The organism is Cohnella sp. GCM10020058, from assembly GCF_042683485.1.
In the GTDB taxonomy this organism is placed as follows: domain Bacteria; phylum Bacillota; class Bacilli; order Paenibacillales; family Paenibacillaceae; genus Cohnella.
Genome location: NZ_JBHUJV010000015.1, coordinates 40,059 through 57,164, shown reverse-complemented (window position 1 = coordinate 57,164; position 17,106 = coordinate 40,059). Strand labels below are relative to the sequence as shown.

The following is a 17,106-nucleotide window of genomic DNA, read 5'->3' as shown; positions in this document are numbered from 1 at the left end:
GGGCGTCGGTTCCAAGCTCTAAATAACTTTACCATTTAATCGCGCAACCTTTTACAATATTTAACGTCTAGAAGATGGAAAAGGAAAGTAGTTTAAATCATTAACAGGAAATACTGAAAGGAGAGTTGTTAGTGAAACATGCAATTGCAATTGCAATTTCAATCTTATTTCTGTCAGGTTGTGCCCATAACTCAGTCGAGAAGGAACATAATGTTGAAATAAGCGATTCAATACAAACCACAACCTCCCAAAGTTGGGCCTTAGATAAGTTGATTAATTTTAACAACAAGGTTTATGTGGGAACTAACGAAAATGTACCTGCATCAAAAATTCAAGAAAATTTAGGTTTGATTAAATATTCGTCAGATGAGGAATCAACAATTGAAATGGATTATTTTTCTAACTATTATCCCGTTGGAACTAATTTATATAAAGTAAAGGACCGTTCTATTCAAGACGTAATTGCGGTAGAGGTAAGTAAACATACATTTGTTTTAGCCCAGGTGCACAAAGTTTAATATCTATTTTCAAATGAACAATGAAACAAACTTCGGTCCACTTGAACCCGAGGTTTGTTTCATTGAGTTTGTTTCATTGAGTTTGTTATTTTTGTATCGTTTGAACAAGCTCTTCTACGTTGGTAACTTCTCCAGTTTTTAAATTCGTGTATTCGTTTCTTGCCCCCTTTAAGGATTGAGTTGCTTTGAAGGTAGAATAATCTTCATTTATCGGAGAATATGTGTCATCCTCATTTTTGCGCAAAAACAACAATACGTTATCTCCCGATTTAAAGATAGTTGTATCATCGGAAATTACTGCCACATTTCCATCCAATCCCCCCATTTGTTGAATTTTCAAGTTAATTCCATCAGTAATATTTTCACCTTTTATAACATTCGTTACATTCAATTCTGAAATTGTTTCAAGACTGACAGGGCCATCTGACCGCTTTAGTTCACTGTTCTTATCCGTAATTACGCCCGAAACCACTATATCCGCTTTGTGAGCCAAACTATTTAAATTTTCATATTCAACCGCCCAGCTTGCTTCAATAGTAGTCACTAATTCATATTTACTTAAGTCAAGATTCTCATCAATTGCTGTTAAGTATTGGGCGGGCCCATATTTTGTGTTTAAACCCTCTTTGTCTGCATTTGTTGGCCATGTATATGGTCTTGTTGGCGTATAAACATCAGTAGCAGCATTATAATTAAACGTGGCGCGATACATTACAGATGGTTCACTAGTGTTATTATTATGTTCTAATCCAATTGCATGCCCCATCTCATGAGTGGCAATTCCTTTAACCATGTCCGTTGTATATCTAGCTAAACTAGTATAAAAAGTATTCACCCAGCTTTTTTGCGATATAACTAGGGTTGTAGCTGAGTTCCAAGTAGTATCGGTAACGCCATCCCAATCCACGGCGTTGTTGCTTAAATTTCCAGTTCTATAATTATCTGTTGTGCCTGTAGTCACGGAAACATAATGTGTACCGTTCCAGAGTGAAGCAGCATTAGTCCATATGTCCGAATAAAAAGTGTTTGTTCCATCGTTATAAAAGGTTGTCATTCCATTGCTTATCTTATAACCTTTTGTGGGAGTGGCGGCTGTAGCAGCTGTTCCCGCGATTGAGGATATAACGGTAAGTACAATGAATGATTTGAGAAGTGGCTTTTTCATTTTGGACTCATCTCCTTTTAGGTAATTATTAACAAATTTATTGTATCACGAATATTATCGCTTTCTATCGAACTAGAGTCCTTATTGGAAACTTATAGTTTAGGAATAAATATATGGAAATATCTTATATAGTCGAATTTTAAATAAATGTGAAACAAACCGTCGTTTTATGTAGTTCAATTTTTCTCAATAAATTATTATTCTGCGCAAAAGATTATTAACAGAGTCCGCTCGACAGCACTCGATCATTGTAAAGAAACGAAGAAAGCTCAAAACTGATATATAGACTGCCTCAACAATATCTTCCCGTAAAACCGTTCAAGGCACGCGCAGAGTATATTGTTTATGATAAGATCGTAAATTCGATAGGGGGAATATGATCCTGTTCAATTGCTTTTTTCAGTTTGATTGCTTCAAAAATTCATTGATAAAACCATGAACGCGAGAAGGGGACATTGAGGTGGGTATTGAAGCAGTTCTCATTGAAGCCGAACTCTATTGCGTAACTTTTGTTCGCGATTATGTTCAATTCGGACTTCATTGCAAATCGGAAGATGCAAGCTTAAGTGCTTATACATTACCAAAGGTTACGGTAAAAGGTAAACAGTATGCTTTTGCAGATATCGGCTATCGGGATGCCCTGTGTGGGCTCATTAACCAAACTGTAGAGGCTGTTTCTATAATGGCCGGTATTTCTATAAAAATAAAGTTTAAAAATAGTGATGAACTGCTCATTAAACTTACTGATACAGAACATAAAACACTTGTTGAATTTGCTCAGTTTCAATGCGGGGATATCGTTCAAGTATGGAATTAAAATGTAAAAGTTATGAGCCTTCAAAAATGTAAAGTAAAGCGATAAGCATGAAATAGGTTGAGGTGAAATTTATTTATTCCTATATCAGCATCCATTCTAATGACTATACAAAAAAAGTAGAATCCAGCGTTTTGGAACAATTCTTGATTAGTAGCTTGGGTTTCAACAAGACGAGTCACCTACGATTTTGGAAAGAAATCAGTGGGGTACGTATTTATGTCAAAGGCATTCCCGCTGCATTAAATGGTAATTATGCGTTCGACACCCTAGAAGGGGTCAAAGAAGTCAATTTAATTGAAATTGATTTGCCACGATCTTATTGATAACATGCTTGAGCAAGCCATAACAGGGATTGCTGTCCGTATTGCGAAGGAGTTTTCATGGATCATTCACGAAGATCATGGTTTAGACTAACGAGTAATGAGCTCAGCGGTACGGAACGTGTTATTCTGCTTCGCTGTCTTTTCGATCAGGATGACGATCGGTTGTTTCCCGTAATCTTGGATGGCCGCACATTAGCAATCCATAAGAAGCCCGGCCTCCTTTGGAATGATAAGATGTTGTTGAATGCCAAAGCCTGCCGGGTCCCCGTCGGCGGGCCGTGCAACCAACGGTCACGAAAATGGGAGGCGTTATTGGAATGGCTAAACTGATCTATCCTATTAATCTATCCTTGGACGGCTACATGGAGGACGAGCGCGGCGATCTCGATTGGTCGGTCTCCGATGACGAGACCTATGCGTTCTGGACCGGCTTCCAGCGGACGATCGGCACCTACCTGTACGGGCGCGGGATGTACGAGTCGATGGTGTACTGGGAGACGGCGCACGTCAGCGAAGACGAACCGGCGGATAAAGCGCGGGAGTTCGCGCAGATCTGGCGAGCGGCCGATAAGATCGTGTATTCAAGGACGCTTCCGGCGGCAGCAAGCGCCAAGACGAAGGTCGAGCGTGAATTTGATCCTGAGGCGATCCGTAGGCTGAAGGCGTCGTCGGAAGCCGACATTACGATCGGCGGCCCCGAGCTTGCTGGGCAGGCCATGCGCGCGGGACTGATCGACGAGTGCCATCTGCTTCTTAATCCGATCGTCTTAGGCGGAGGCAAGCGAGCATTGCCCGACAACCTCCGCATGCGGCTCGAGCTGCTCGGCGAGCGCCGCTTCCAGAGCGGCATTATTCATCTCCACTACCGCGTGATCGTCTGACCGCCAGCCCGCTCAGCGACAACAAGCTGCCGCAGATCGGCAGCTTGTTGCGTTAATGGCCATTTAACGGAAGAAAAAGTTCTAGAAAAGACTGATCAGCTTCGATCCAAGTATAGCGACTGTCAATCTGGAGGATGCAAATTGCGTGCCGTTCCAAGTCAGAAGGTTCTCGACATAGCCTAACGTATCGGCGTTCGTCGTACCGATAATGCGTTGCAGCGCAAATAAATCGTAGCCCACGCCTCTCTCGTTCGTCACGATGGGAAACAGTCCGCCTAGCGCAAGAACCTCGCCCTGGACAGGCTTTTTCAGCTTGCCGTCGTCGTCGTAATATTGCGTTAAATAGTCGTAGCCCTTGTTGCTAATGTCTATCGTAAATAGCACGTCAAGCTGCGGATTACTGACGCTCACCTTGTAGAAGTCCTCGTAATTCACGTTAAACTTATAGGCCTCGTTATATTTTTCAAAGTCAAACATCTCGTAAACGACATTGTTCTTGAAGGAATACATATAGAAGATCCCGTATCCCCCGCTCCCGCCGGTATCGATGCTGACTAAAATGTCCTGTACGCCATCCTTGGAAAAATCCCCAAGGAAGAGCCTCGCATTGTATCCCGCATTGTTCGGAAGATTGACCGCCGTGCTGCGATTCGAATGTCCATCCTGAATGATCAGCGTGATGTGGTCGGCGAAGGGGCCATCGGTTTGGTTGTCGTATAAATACACGTTATCAAGGATGCCGTCCCCATTGACGTCCCCTTGCTTCGCATCGAGCAGCACAATGCTTCATGCATGAGCGTAGTGCATCCGAACATCCCCTATTCGCAGTCAAATGTCGAATGCCTACAAATATGTAGGTCGGTGCGGATGCCTAGCTGCGCATGAAGGAAATGAAAATTCGGCTGTGAAGCGCGTGGTTATTGCGTCAACGTAATTACAATGCCTGCCAGCGAATTCTATTATATGGTTCAGCTCCAAGGGCAGGATAGTTCCATTACATCGCGAATGATAGTCAGTAGCTTAAAATGACATTTTATTCAATTGAGGCGTGATTTCATGGATAGACAAGAAAGAAAATTTCGAATCGAGCAGTTGAAAAGAAAAATAAAAAAGGAAGTACAAAAGAATACTTTGTTTGATGAATGTATAAGTGCCTTAGGCGAAAATACACGAATTTATAGTTTGAACGAATCCGTTAGAGTTGTTGCCATGTTAGTGATGTCGTTTCCTTTTACGAATTGGGGACGAGTTGACTGGAATTCAGTAGAAAAGAAAATCACCATTCATGATATCAATGAAATAAGAAATCTAAAGGAGTTTGAAAACGAGCATGAGGTATTATTGATATGGGATGAGATGAATTTACCTGTAGTCGAGAGCACATTGGCAAAGATACTTACTCATATTGAAGACGTCGTGGCCGTTGGGTTTAATACTTGGATGATAAACTTGGACATGAATAAAATCATTGAGATCCACCATGATGGTGAGATAATCGCTGGAATTCATTGCGCAAATCTTTCTTGATGACATCGTTATTATATATAGGCTAAGGGGATTTTAATGGACGACTGGTACAGGATCAAACACGACCCCAATAAAGATATTTATCAAAAGTTTGATGAGCAGGTAGACGAGTTCTGGCATTGGTCCAAATCAGTCAAGCAAGTCCTTGAATGGGAAACCAACTATCCGTACTGGACTATACTCAACACCATTTTTGATAGCATAATTGAAACAACAGACCCTAATAAATGGGATCGAAGAACGATCAATAACTTGCTTTATATTTTAGGGAGAGATAATGAATGTGAAATGCTGATCCAAAAACTTAGTGATTTCCCCGCAAGCTTTATATTCCTAGCTGAAGAAGGAATCCATTATCCCGACCGCGACACGAAGTGGCAGATAGCTCATTATTTAACGAAATGTACATCAACCCATTTTACGGAAGCAGAACAGCTTCTCATCAGGTATTACGAGGATGAAAACGAGTATGTCAAAAGACGTGCCCTTTTAGCATTAGGGATGATTAAATCAAATTACGCAGAAAAATATGCGCTGAATTCATGGAGTACAGGAATTGAATATCAAAGAATAGCTGCACTTCAAGTCCTTAAGCAATTAGACTCTCCTCATTATGATGAGCTCCAACTTTGAACGACTGACATCCGACTGGGCGGCATTTTTAATAATCCAAGGCAGCAAAGAAAGGATAGAGCGACTTGGAACATGTATCGATTGCAGATCAACAGGAATCCATAAAGTCTTTGCGTTCGACAATAAGCAAACTGGAGAATGCCTTATCCCAGATGACTGAAACCGGCGCAAGTACGACGCTAGTGAAGAAACGACTCAAAGCGATTAACGTCGGCCTAGCTATGCTAGAAAACGTTTGGCATCAAAGCCCCCACCACTATACCCTGGAAGATTTAACGGAAGCCCGAATGGTGATTACGGGTTTATTTCCATCCATTGAAAACAGTTATGCGAAGGCAAAGGCAGGCAGTCCCCAAAAAACGCTTTTGGAAAGACGAATGAAAGCGTTGGAACTTGCCCTTCATGCAAATGGGTAAGCTGATCTATCCTATTAACCTATCCTTGGACGGCTACGCGGAGGACGAGCGCGGCGATCTCGATTGGTCGATCTCCGATGACGAGACCTATGCGTTCTGGACCGGCTTCCAGCGGACGATCGGCACCTACCTTTACGGGCGTCGGATGTACGAGTCGATGGTGTACTGGGAGACGGCGCACGTCGGCAACGACGAACCGGAGGATAAAGCGCGGGAGTTCGCGAAAATCTGGCGGGCAGCCGATAAGATCGTGTATTCCAGCACCCTTCAGGCTGCGTCAAGCGCCAAGACTCGGCTCGAGCACGAATTCGATCCTGATGCGATCCGGAGGCTGAAGGCGTCGTCGGAAGCCGATATTACGATCGGCGGCCCCGAGCTTGCTGGGCAAGCCATGCGCGCGGGACTGGTCGACGAGTGTCATCTGCTTCTGAATCCGATCGTCTTAGGCGGAGGCAAGCCAGCATTGCCCGACAACCTTCGCATGCGGCTCGAGCTGCTCAGCGAGCGCCGCTTCCGGAGCGGCATTATTCATCTCCACTACCGCGTGATCGTCTGACCGCCAGCCCGCTCAGCGATAACAAGCTGCCGCAGATCGGCAGCTTGTTGCGTTAATGGCCATTTAACGGAAGAAAAAGTCTTAGAAAAGACTGATCAGCTTCGACCCAAGTATAGCGACTGTCAATCTGGAGGATGCAGATTGCGTGCCGTTCCAAGTCAGAAGGTTCTCGACATAGCCTAACGTATCGGCGTTCGTCGTACCGATGATGCGTTGAAGCGCAAATAAATCGTAGCCCACGCCTCTCTCGTTCGTCACGATGGGAAACAGTCCGCCTAGCGCAAGGACCTCTCCCTGGACAGGCTTTTTCAGCTTGCCGTCGTCGTCGTAATACTGCGATAAATAGTCGTAGCCCTTGTTGCTAATGTCTATGGTAAATAGCACGTCAAGCTGCGGATTACTTACACTCACCTTGTAGAAGTCCTCGTAATTCACGTTAAACTTATAGGCCTCGTTATATTTTTCAAAGTCAAACATTTCGTAAACGACATTGTTCTTGCGTATTGCTTTCGAACATCCCCTATTCGCAGTCCAATGCCTTATGCCTACAAATATGTAGGTCGGTACCTAGCGGATTGTGTAGTTGCCTAGGAAGGCCGGAATACCGCGCCTTAAATCATTTGGGAAATTGTGTTAACCAACTTCAACCTTTTATCCGATAACAAGTTACGAGCGATTGAAATCAATTACGGTGAATAGGATGTGTCAAATGGTCAGAAAGCTTATCGGTATGTTGGTTGTCTTCTGCTTGGTTATCAATTTCCCGCCTGTAGCGGGAGCCGCTTCTATTGACAAGCCGATTCAACTGTTTGTAAACAATAAACGCATTGTCGGTGTTAATCCTATCGTAAAGTCGGGCGTCTTGTACGTACCTTATCGCAAATGGTTTGACGCTATGGGTTATAAGGTGGCTTACGATCATGTTGCCGGGCAAATCTCAGGGGTGATCGACGGAGCAGAAATTGACTTCTGGGCCGGCGAGGATGTTATTACGTATAACGATCGGAGTTATAGCTTACCCCAAGCAATCCCTGTTTTTAATGGACAAGTTTATGTCCCGCTTCGCCAGTTTGGAAACATCATCAAGTATTCCGTTTATTTTGATCAATCGAATCGTACTGTGAATGTGAAATCATTTGGTTACGGTCAGGAGGCGGCAGTGAAAGAGCTCGTGACGAAGTATTACGAAACCTTCAGCCCCCATTTACTGACGTACGACCATCAAGAGCGGAGTTACTCCAATCTTGAATACGATTACGAAACCGATCGAGCAATCAGCGAGGTCCCGGTTCGAGAATTTAAGGTGACCATTGATAAAATTGAATACAATTCCAACTCAGAAGCAACGCTTCTAGTAACTTATATCAAGAATACGGAATTATTAAATCAAACGAATATGTACGCCTACAACATTCGCTATGAGCAAGGACGATGGAAGATCGCGCATTATGGCTCGTTTTATAACGATACGGAACTTTCGGAGGAGATCGAGCAAAAAGCTGCAGCCATTTTGGAAAACCAATATAGCGCGCAAAATACCGTATTGTCGGATCTAAGAACTTACTATACAGCATTTAATGCAGAAGATCTCGAGCAAACGCTTCAGTATACGGCCCCCTCATTTATAAAAGAATGGGATAATTATGTCATCGGTTCAGAAACATGGGAAGACCATTTGAAGGAGTATTTTCCCTATCGAGATGAGAGATTCAAGTTGTCTGATGAACGAGTCGTTTTCCTTGGAAGAAACGAGGCCGTCGTCCAAGGGGTGCTTAGCTGGAGCGATGCTGCAGACGACATTCATGAAGGTGACTATGTATACGAAGCCCTTATTTATCTTGAATATGCCAATGGTCGCTGGACGTACAAAGAAGATATTGATCTCGATCAGGACTACGATCAACGTGCAGAGATCAATGTGTTTAAGTGACCTATCGATAGCAATGGGTTCGACCGAGCAGTCCCCAAGATGACGGCAGCCGAAGGTGACAATAATTGGGTCAGTGCAAGGTATGCGACTGGCGCGGTATGGTTGCGATTGGCTGGCAGCCGGCCAGATGTTCGGTTCCCCTTTTATTGAAGAAACTAAATTTAACGTGGGGACAAGTGATAGTATTCATTAATGGGGCGATTTCTTGTGCTAAGTAAAATAGATACAATTTGCAACATTACTTATCGACTGGCATGGTTCGAAGTACCTGAAAATCAAATAAAGAGATCTTATAACAAGCTAAGAAAATTAACTCGTGAAGTATGGACGGAATTTCACCATGAGTTGTTAAGTAGATTGAAAACCTTGGAGAATCCTGCAGCTGACTATCAGCTATTTTGGTTTGAATGTATGGCTGGTTCACCGGTAGGTCCGAATCTACACAACCTAAAGGGTATGCCTCTCAGCTTACCGTATCAGAGCTTACCCACAGATTATAATGAACATCAGGGACTACATGACTCTAAAGTCAAGAGCTTTCGCAATGACGGACAGAATCTTATTGTAAATATCCTTTTAGATTCTTGGAAACATGAAAGTGCAGAATTAAGCTTCATTAATGTCAGTCATTACGTTTACCAAAATGATAATAAAGTGATTGAACTGGCATTAGAGAACATCAAAGAGTTCACTATTTTATCTGATGGAGAAGCTCCATTAATTGATTATTGTCTTAAACATCTGGGAATCGAAAGAAATGAGGCTATGTTAAATAAAAGATTGTTTTACTTGTTTTCACCCTCCGAGGCCATCTATATTTTTGCTGATTCTTGGTCCATTAAGACATACTAATTTAGGCACAAACTGATTATGCTCCCTATCGGAGAACGATAGTTCAATTGAACAACTCGCTGGTGTGCCTGGCGGATTAATCCAATATCAGGAAGTTTACACCAACGACTAAATGCTTGGAGTGACTGGTATGTATGATTATGTGAGTATCCATTCTCAAAGCTATAAAGAGAAGATTCAATCAAAGGTATTGGATCACTTCCTAACCTTTAAAATGGGTTTTAACAAATCAAGTCACCTTAGATATTATACAGAGGTAGATGGGCAGCTTATCAGTATAACAGGCAATCCTGCTAATCAAGATGGAAACTACGCCTATAGCACACTCGACGAGGCTTCAGAGGTTAATCTAGTTGAAATAAATGTTCCGAGCAACTCAAATTCCGTTCTTGAGAAAGCAATATCTGAAATTGCAGTTGCTATTACACAACAATTTTCATGGATAATTGATGAAGACCATGGATTAACGGAAAACGATAGTTGAACGAACTTAAGGTGAAAGTTAAACAAAGGTTATGCCTTGAAGGATTGAGCTGTCTGGGAATTTTATTAAATCTGCAGATTCTTGCAAGTACGCACTAAGAATCGAATGGAAAATAGGATGAAGCAGAAGCACCTCTGCCCCATCCTATTTTTGCTTAATATATGCCTCGCTAGTCTAGAGCGCTAACCTGATTCTCCCCCAACACATCCTGCCGCAGCACCCACATGAAGTACAGCACTTTGGCGGCTTTGGCGCGAGTGACAACGGTCTTCGGCTCGAACGCCGTGCCGTTTGCCATCAAGCCCCGGGCGATGCCGTTCTCCGAGCGGATGAGGCCGAGCTCGTAGGCTTCCTTGGCTTTGGCGAATAGCTCCGGGGCGATGGCGACGGTGTCGGTCAGCTGTGCAAAGGAAACGAGCGGGTAGTACATCGCCCCTCTCGCGCCCGAATCGAGGTTCAGATCGTAGCCGGGATCACCGGGGATAACGGATGCACCGTTGTAGTCGGTCATGAACCGCGGCTTGTTGACAGGGAAACGGGCGTGGTAGGCGTCGGCCAAGATCGCGGCCATCGTCTCTCGGGTCAGCTCGCCGTTCGGGTAATCGGAGACGGACGATGGGGAAACGCCGAATGCGAGCGACAGCGCCTCCTTGAACGCGGACACGGTCATCGATTCGTTCGGACGGAAGTTGCCCTGCGCATCCTTGTGCATAACGCCGAGCTGGATGAGCTTCTCGATCTGGTTGCGATAATAAGCGTCGGGGCCGGTAGTCGTGTCCCGCGTCATCTCGGGGAAGATTGCCGACCAATCGCCGGAGACAACTGCGTCTCTGACTGCCGGCAGCAGCAAGGACGAGATGGCGCCCGCCGTGAGATCTCCCGCTTGTCCCAGGCGGAACAGCTCGGTCGCGACGATGCGGGCGAATGGCTTGGCGAGCGCCTCCTTGTAATGCGTGCCGTCGATCTTGTTTGCGGGATGGCCGTTGGCGTAGCTGCCGTCGTTGGTCTTGCCCGGGGTCTCGCCGGCTTCGAGCGACATGACGATGGCGCTGACGGCGTCCGGGCCGGATTCGTTGTAAAACTTGAGGCTCTCCGCATTGAGATCGACCAGCGTGATCCCGGCAGATTCGGCCAGGCGCTTCATCAAGGCGGGGAACTGGCGGACGACAAAGGAATTCGTAAATACGTCGGATATGGAATCGCCGTCGACCCGGGACATCGGCGTGACCATGACGGGGATCAGGCCGCGTGCGCGAATGGCCGGGAGGTACAGCTCCGTCATATATTTTGCATACATCTCTTCGGTTGACCCGCGCCCGAAGCGCCGGAATTCGTCGTAGCTCTCGTCGTTGTGGCCGAACTGGATAAGGATGTAGTCGCCGACGCGGCCTTCAAGCAGAATCTCGTTGAGGCGTCCTTCCCAGTACGAATTCTTGAACGAGCGTCCGCCCATCGAATAGTTGATGACGTTCACCCGGTCCGCGTCGAAAAGCGAGCCGATGATCTGTCCCCAGCCGCTCATCGGCGCTTCGTCGAACGTGTATGTCTTGACCGTCGAATCCCCGAGCAGGAATAGGTTCGGCACACGTCCGTCCTCTCTCTTATGCGGAAGCAGCGGTTCGAGCGTGATCTCTGCGAGCCCGACGGGAACGCCGATCTCGGTCGGCTCGATCTCGACTTCAATCGCATCGTATCCGTTGACGTACGTGTACGTCCACTCGCGGTCCGCAGCCTCTGCCTTGAAGCGGATCGGCAGCAGCTTCGCCGCATCCCAGTGGCCGTCCTGGAGCAAACGGTCGCCATGCATGCCGGATACGGAAACGGTCGTCTGCGCGGCGTTCGAGGTCAGCTTGACGCGGATGCGATAAGCGCCTGGCGGCGCGTCGATCCGGAACGCCATGCCGTAGCGGTTATATTCGTCGCCCTCAAATCCCGGTTCAGCGTCGAACGCCGTCTCCGTTATTGAGAAACCCGTGCCGTCCGATGTGATGACTTCGGTATGTACGATTCTGGACGGCAGCGCGCAGGTCTCGCCGACAAAGCCATATCCGACGTCCGAATCGTAGAGCGGTGCGCGGCCATCCGTATCCAGCGCTACGGTCACATACCCAGGCATGGGTTGTTCGGTAAAATTAAATTTTAGTGCAAGTTCCTCCGTCATGCGCGAGGCCCTCCTTCCTTCTATCCGTCGACCCGCGCCGACACACGAAACCAGTCGGCCTCCAACTGCCCGCCCCCGGAACCGGACGCGAACAAACCGAGCTTGGCGCCGACCCAGTGGCCTTCCGAGGCCTGAAGCGCTTCTCCCGGAACCGCGGCATAAGACTTGCCATCGTCCAGGCTATAGCTGTAAACGTAGCTGGTATCGGCTGATACCTCGACTCGCAAACGGACGACCTCCGTCCCTGCCAGCGGCAGCGACCACAACTCGGTTTCCCCGGTTTTGTCGCCGGCAGCGATATAAAGGGTCAGCGGAAACGCCTCGGCATCGTCGGCCATCCTCGAGGATCCGGCAGACCCGCCAGCCGTGTCTGCAGCCGCCGCACGCCCCGCCTCTCTCCGCACAGCCAGACAGCTGTACCGGTAGCCAAACACGATCAACCCGCCACTGTCTCCGTCCTTAAGGCCCGTCGCGTCCACGAGGCATTCAGCCGCAAATGCCGGCGCCGGGAACTTCTGCATCAGCAGGTTCGGCGATTGATACAAGCCGCCGCCTTCCCCAACCCGCGGCATGGCAAGCAGCCGAATAAAGCCCGGACGCGCCGACAGGCTCCACCAGCGCATGTCCGGATTCGCCTGCCACTGCCATTGCAGCCCGAGATGCGGCGCGTCGAATTCATCCGACGTTGCCGGCACTTCTACCGCGCACGCTTCGCCCACATTCGGCTTGCGCCAGCGCAGCACCGGCTCCCCGATCGCTTCACCTGCCCGCCGTTCGCCCATGACCGGCCAGCCGTCTTCGTCCCAGCTCATCGGCTGCAGATGCACGACCCGGCCGTACGGCCCCTTGTCCTGGAAATGCACGAACCACGACTCGCCCGACGCCAGCTCCACCCAGCCGCCTTGGTGCGGGCCGTTGACCTCCGTTTCACCCTGATGCAATACGATTCGGTCCTCGTACGGCCCCCAGACGCTGTCCGATCGGAACACCGTCTGCCACCCCGTCGCGACGCCGCCCGCGGGCGCAAAAATATAATAATAGCCGTCGCGCTTATATAACTTCGGCCCCTCCAACGTCGGATGCTTGTCCGTCCCGTCGTAGACGATCCGGCCCTCGCCCAACACCGTCCGGCCATCTGCCGACATTTCGCAGACGTTCAGCTTGTGCTTGATGCCGCTGCGGCTGTGCGCGTACGCGTGGATGAGATACGCCCGGCCGTCCTCGTCCCACAGCGGGCAGACGTCGATCAGCCCCTTGCCCGGCTTCACCAGATGCAGCGGCGCCCATTCCCCCGCGGGATTGTCCGCGGTCGTCATCAGGATGCCGACGTCGGGGTCGCCGTAGTAGATCCAGTACTTGCCCGCATGGTAGCGCAGGCTCGGCGCCCAAACGCCGCCCCCATGCTGCGGCGTATCGTACCCGGCCAGCGGCATGCGGGTCATGGCATGGTTGATCAGCCGCCAGTTGACCAGGTCCCGCGAATGCAAAATCGACAGCCCGGGCACATGCCCGAAGCTTGATGCCGTCATATAGAAGTCGGACCCGACCCGGATGACGTCCGGATCGGAATAATCCGCGTGCACGATCGGATTAACATAAGTGCTGTCGCCCTGATCGGGCACCCACGGATGCTGCGACACGGTAGACCCTCCTTTTTCAACTCCAAAACGACAAACCTTGCCGACTACGCCTGCCCCAAATAACGCTCGATCTCAAGCGCGCACAGCAGCAGCGGGCCGATGCCCATATAGTGATCCGAGACGATCGCTTCGGAAATGTAGTAGTCGAACGTGCCGTTGCGCTCCTTGCTTAAGCCCGCGCCGTTGCAGATCCGGTGCAGATGCACGCCGTCCGCGTCCTCCGTGACGAGCCGCTCCTGGATGCCCTGCCAGCCCTTTAACGCCGCATCGCGGAAGCCGCCGCTCAGATAGCCGAGGCGCAGCGCCTTGGTCATCGCATAGACGAACATGATACTACCGGACGCCTCAAGGTAATTGCCCTTGCGATCGCCTTGATCGAGCACCTGGTACCACAGGCCGCTGGCCGGATCCTGCACGCGGACCAAGGCATGGCACATCCGTTCGAAAATGCCGATAATCGTCCCGCGCTTCGGATGCGCGACCGGGATATGATCGAGGCAGTCAACGACCGCCATCGCGTACCAGCCCATCGCCCGGCTCCAAAAGTTTTTGGACAGGCCCGTGACCGAGTCCGCCCACTCCTGCTCGCGCGCCTCGTCCCAGCCGTGGTAGAGCAGCCCCGTCCGCGGATCGCGGGTGCGGCGCTCCACCAGCAGCAGCTGATGCGCGACTTCGTCCGTCAGCTCCGGGCGCTCCATCACCTTGGCATATTCCGCCAGAAACGGCGATGCCATATACAAGCCGTCCAGCCACATCTGGAACGGATAGATTTTCTTGTGCCAGAACCCGCCCTCCGATGTGCGGGGCTGACCGATCAACTGCGTTGCCAGCGTATCCGCCGCCTTGGCGTACCGCGAATCGCCGCCGCGCGCCAGCAGCGGAAACAGATTTTTGCCCTGATTGATCTGGTCGAGGTTGTACTCCTCCAGCGAATACGTGGCGATCTTGCCGTCTTCGGCGATATAGTGGTTCATGTGCAGGCGCATAAAGTCAAAATAACGTTCGTCGCCGAGCTGCTCGCCCGCCCGCGCCATCGACATGAGCAGCATCCCCGGAACGTACGCCCAGCGCTCGAGCGGATACGGATGGTAGCCGTCCTCCCCGCACTGCCGTATAATCGTGTCCGCGATTCGCGTCGACCAGGCCGTTTGCTTCGTTATCGATTCGGTTGTCATCGTGTTAAGCCCCTCTCTTCGTACCCGTTAGACGCCGCCGACTGCAATTGCTCCCGCAGCCAGGCATACGCAGGTTCCCCGTGAATCTCATGCCCGCCTTCGAAAAAGTCTGCCTGCACCGCATCCGCGGCACCCGCTTCGGCATACAAAACCTTCAACTGCTCGAGCGCCTTAACGGCCGGCTCGCGGGGGAACACGCGGTCCGTATCGCCCGACTCCAGGAACAGGCCTCTCGGCGCGATCAGCCCGAGCAGGTCCGGCATCTCCGCTTCCGGCAGCAGGCCGGGGATGTAGTTGTCGAGACAGTGGTTGCGATCCAGAATGCTCTCCTCGAACAAGCTAGCGTACCCGCTAACGACGGCGCAGCTGATGCGCGGGTCGAGCGCAGCCGTGAAGCCCGCCACGAGACCGCCGCCGGAGATGCCCATGATGCCGATGCGCGACGGATCCACCTCGCCGCGGCTCTGCGCATAGTCGATGGCCGACTTGGTCTCCCGTACCCGCAGGCCTGCAACCGTGCGCCCGGTCATCAAGAGATGAACCGCCAGCCGGAAGCACGAGGACTGGCCCGGCCCCTGCGCGGTGTCCTCCTCCAGCCTGCGGTCACCGAAGCCCGCCAGCTCCGGCGCGATGGCGACGAATCCCTGCCGGGCGAGCGCCACGGCGAAGTCCTTGTGCAGCCCGGCCTCGCCCGCCCGCTCGCGCCCGTCCGGCTCCAGACCCACGATCTCGCGTGCGCCGTAGCCGTGGCCGTGAAGGGCGATGACCGCCGGCAGCTTTGCCGCTTGTGGGCCCGCGCCGGTCGGAACGAGCACGTACACGCGCATCCGCAGCCCTTCGACCGTGCCGATCTCCACGAGCTCGCGCGTATAGCCGTCGCACGCGACTTTTTCTACTAGCTGAGGCCGCAGATCGTCCCCATCCTCTGGAAAGTCGCCGAGCAGTCGCTCGAACGCTGCTATCAACCGGGCCCTCGCCTCTTGCGTTACCGGCAGGCCGCGCGCCCGCCGCTTCTCCGCCGCCTGACGTTTCAGCGCATCCAGATAATGCTCCAGCTTCATCGCGATCCACTTCCTTTTCTCATCAACAACCTTCTATTCAATCAACAGAGCCTTCTATCCGATTAATAGCTTTCACTTAATACCCTTCCGGATGCCAGCCGCCGAAAATCTCGATAATCCGGTAATCCGCCGCTTCCGCCGCGGATAGCTGCCGCGACCATGCGACCCGCGCCCCCAAGTCGGCGCCCTGTCCGCTGCTCGCAAACTCCTCGTACCGGCTCGTCCCCTCGCGGTCCGGCTGACCCCAGTTGTGCCAGCCTTCCGCCGCCACCGAACCGTCCATGACCGTCCGGATGAACGCGACATGCGCGTACGGACGCCACGGCCGGCCGAGGTAGACGTCCCTTACGTCTTCGCCGCTCGTAATCTTGCAGTCGAGGAACACGTACCCGAACCGTGTCCCCTCCGGCGTCGAGGCGGCGGTAATATAACCGCGCGACCGTTTGTTGTGCAGCGTGCACCGGTCGAACACGGCCGTGGCGGCGCCGAAGATGTAATCGACGTCCCCTTCGATGTAGCAGTCGTTATAATATTGCAGGCCTTGGCCCGTATATAGCGTATCCTGATCGCCCAGCAGCGCGGCATTGCGGAACACCGCCCGCCCCGCGTCGACGAATGCCGCGACGGCTTGGCCCGTGCCGGGTCCGGACGCGTTGCGGATCGTCACGTTTTCCGCCGTGAACGACTCGGCCAGCACGTTAAGCGTGCCCGAGCGGAACGTGCCGAGCGGCTGCCCGTCGGCGCCCAGCGTATGGGCGTTGTCCGACCAGGTCAGAATCGTCCGCGCCCGGTCCTCGCCCAGCAGCAGAATCGGCGGCGCCGTGGCCGGAATCGTGATTTTTTCCTCGTATACGCCTGGCTTGATGCGGATCGTGACCGGCGCGCCGCCCGCTGTCGCGAGCGAATCGACGGCGTCCTGCAGACGGCGATAATCGGCGTCTCCTTGCGCGGATACAGTGATCAACAC

General features: G+C 50.9%; 18 protein-coding genes. 10 read left to right on the top strand and 8 right to left on the bottom strand.

The window, feature by feature from the left end:
• The first annotated feature begins 131 nt into the window (after positions 1-131).
• On the top strand, positions 132-518 hold the full coding sequence (locus tag ACFSR7_RS25205) for a hypothetical protein (protein WP_378166379.1): 387 nt from the start codon (positions 132-134) through the stop codon (positions 516-518).
• Between the two features lie 85 nt (positions 519-603).
• Here the strand turns inward: ACFSR7_RS25205 and ACFSR7_RS25200 are convergent, their stop codons facing one another.
• Positions 604-1,683, bottom strand: a complete 1,080-nt coding sequence (locus ACFSR7_RS25200; protein ID WP_378166377.1) for a zinc metalloprotease — start codon at positions 1,681-1,683, stop codon at positions 604-606.
• Between the two features lie 460 nt (positions 1,684-2,143).
• On the opposite strand from ACFSR7_RS25200, the gene ACFSR7_RS25195 reads away from it, so the two are divergent.
• Positions 2,144-2,500 (top strand): hypothetical protein, encoded by a 357-nt coding sequence (locus ACFSR7_RS25195; RefSeq protein ID WP_378166376.1) that lies wholly within the window; start codon positions 2,144-2,146, stop codon positions 2,498-2,500.
• A gap of 640 nt (positions 2,501-3,140) precedes the next feature.
• Positions 3,141-3,704, top strand: a complete 564-nt coding sequence (locus ACFSR7_RS25190; RefSeq protein WP_378166374.1) for a dihydrofolate reductase family protein — start codon at positions 3,141-3,143, stop codon at positions 3,702-3,704.
• A gap of 81 nt (positions 3,705-3,785) precedes the next feature.
• On the opposite strand, the gene ACFSR7_RS25185 is transcribed toward ACFSR7_RS25190, so the two are convergent.
• Complete coding sequence (locus ACFSR7_RS25185) at positions 3,786-4,484, bottom strand: VCBS repeat-containing protein (RefSeq protein WP_378166372.1); 699 nt, start codon at positions 4,482-4,484, stop codon at positions 3,786-3,788.
• Positions 4,485-4,760: 276 nt separating this feature from the next.
• Here ACFSR7_RS25185 and ACFSR7_RS25180 point away from each other — a divergent pair, with 276 nt between their 5' ends.
• From ACFSR7_RS25180 to ACFSR7_RS25165, 4 genes are all read left to right on the top strand, one after another.
• Positions 4,761-5,231: a CDI toxin immunity protein gene (locus ACFSR7_RS25180; RefSeq protein ID WP_378166370.1), complete on the top strand. Its 471-nt coding sequence runs from the start codon at positions 4,761-4,763 to the stop codon at positions 5,229-5,231.
• Positions 5,232-5,267: 36 nt separating this feature from the next.
• Complete coding sequence (locus ACFSR7_RS25175) at positions 5,268-5,864, top strand: HEAT repeat domain-containing protein (protein ID WP_378166368.1); 597 nt, start codon at positions 5,268-5,270, stop codon at positions 5,862-5,864.
• A gap of 65 nt (positions 5,865-5,929) precedes the next feature.
• Positions 5,930-6,280: a hypothetical protein gene (locus tag ACFSR7_RS25170; RefSeq protein ID WP_378166366.1), complete on the top strand. Its 351-nt coding sequence runs from the start codon at positions 5,930-5,932 to the stop codon at positions 6,278-6,280.
• Complete coding sequence (locus ACFSR7_RS25165) at positions 6,267-6,836, top strand: dihydrofolate reductase family protein (RefSeq protein ID WP_378166364.1); 570 nt, start codon at positions 6,267-6,269, stop codon at positions 6,834-6,836. Before ACFSR7_RS25170 ends, ACFSR7_RS25165 begins: the two co-directional genes overlap by 14 nt.
• Before the next feature lie 81 nt (positions 6,837-6,917).
• Here the strand turns inward: ACFSR7_RS25165 and ACFSR7_RS25160 are convergent, their stop codons facing one another.
• On the bottom strand, positions 6,918-7,247 hold the full coding sequence (locus ACFSR7_RS25160; protein WP_378166362.1) for a hypothetical protein: 330 nt from the start codon (positions 7,245-7,247) through the stop codon (positions 6,918-6,920).
• Between the two features lie 298 nt (positions 7,248-7,545).
• Here ACFSR7_RS25160 and ACFSR7_RS25155 point away from each other — a divergent pair, with 298 nt between their 5' ends.
• The 3 genes from ACFSR7_RS25155 (at position 7,546) to ACFSR7_RS25145 (ending at position 10,102) form a co-directional block, all read left to right on the top strand.
• Positions 7,546-8,766 carry a copper amine oxidase N-terminal domain-containing protein gene (locus ACFSR7_RS25155; RefSeq protein WP_378166361.1) on the top strand — a complete coding sequence of 407 codons (1,221 nt, stop codon included), beginning with the start codon at positions 7,546-7,548 and terminating at the stop codon, positions 8,764-8,766.
• Between the two features lie 207 nt (positions 8,767-8,973).
• Positions 8,974-9,618, top strand: coding sequence for a hypothetical protein (locus tag ACFSR7_RS25150; RefSeq protein WP_378166359.1), 645 nt, complete (start codon positions 8,974-8,976; stop codon positions 9,616-9,618).
• A 130-nt stretch (positions 9,619-9,748) separates the two neighbouring features.
• Positions 9,749-10,102 carry a hypothetical protein gene (locus ACFSR7_RS25145; protein ID WP_378166357.1) on the top strand — a complete coding sequence of 118 codons (354 nt, stop codon included), beginning with the start codon at positions 9,749-9,751 and terminating at the stop codon, positions 10,100-10,102.
• Positions 10,103-10,271: 169 nt separating this feature from the next.
• Here the strand turns inward: ACFSR7_RS25145 and ACFSR7_RS25140 are convergent, their stop codons facing one another.
• The 5 genes from ACFSR7_RS25140 to ACFSR7_RS25120 all read right to left on the bottom strand — a co-directional run bounded on the left by ACFSR7_RS25140 (position 10,272) and on the right by ACFSR7_RS25120 (position 17,106).
• Entirely contained in the window at positions 10,272-12,263 is a 1,992-nt protein-coding gene (locus ACFSR7_RS25140; protein WP_378166355.1) for a GDSL-type esterase/lipase family protein, read from the bottom strand.
• A 20-nt stretch (positions 12,264-12,283) separates the two neighbouring features.
• Positions 12,284-13,903, bottom strand: coding sequence for a glycoside hydrolase family 43 protein (locus ACFSR7_RS25135; RefSeq protein ID WP_378166353.1), 1,620 nt, complete (start codon positions 13,901-13,903; stop codon positions 12,284-12,286).
• Between the two features lie 44 nt (positions 13,904-13,947).
• A complete protein-coding gene (locus ACFSR7_RS25130; RefSeq protein WP_378166351.1) occupies positions 13,948-15,078 on the bottom strand; it encodes a glycoside hydrolase family 88/105 protein in 1,131 nt (376 codons plus the stop codon).
• Positions 15,075-16,139 (bottom strand): dienelactone hydrolase family protein, encoded by a 1,065-nt coding sequence (locus ACFSR7_RS25125; RefSeq protein ID WP_378166350.1) that lies wholly within the window; start codon positions 16,137-16,139, stop codon positions 15,075-15,077. Before ACFSR7_RS25125 ends, ACFSR7_RS25130 begins: the two co-directional genes overlap by 4 nt.
• Before the next feature lie 76 nt (positions 16,140-16,215).
• Complete coding sequence (locus tag ACFSR7_RS25120) at positions 16,216-17,106, bottom strand: pectinesterase family protein (RefSeq protein WP_378166348.1); 891 nt, start codon at positions 17,104-17,106, stop codon at positions 16,216-16,218.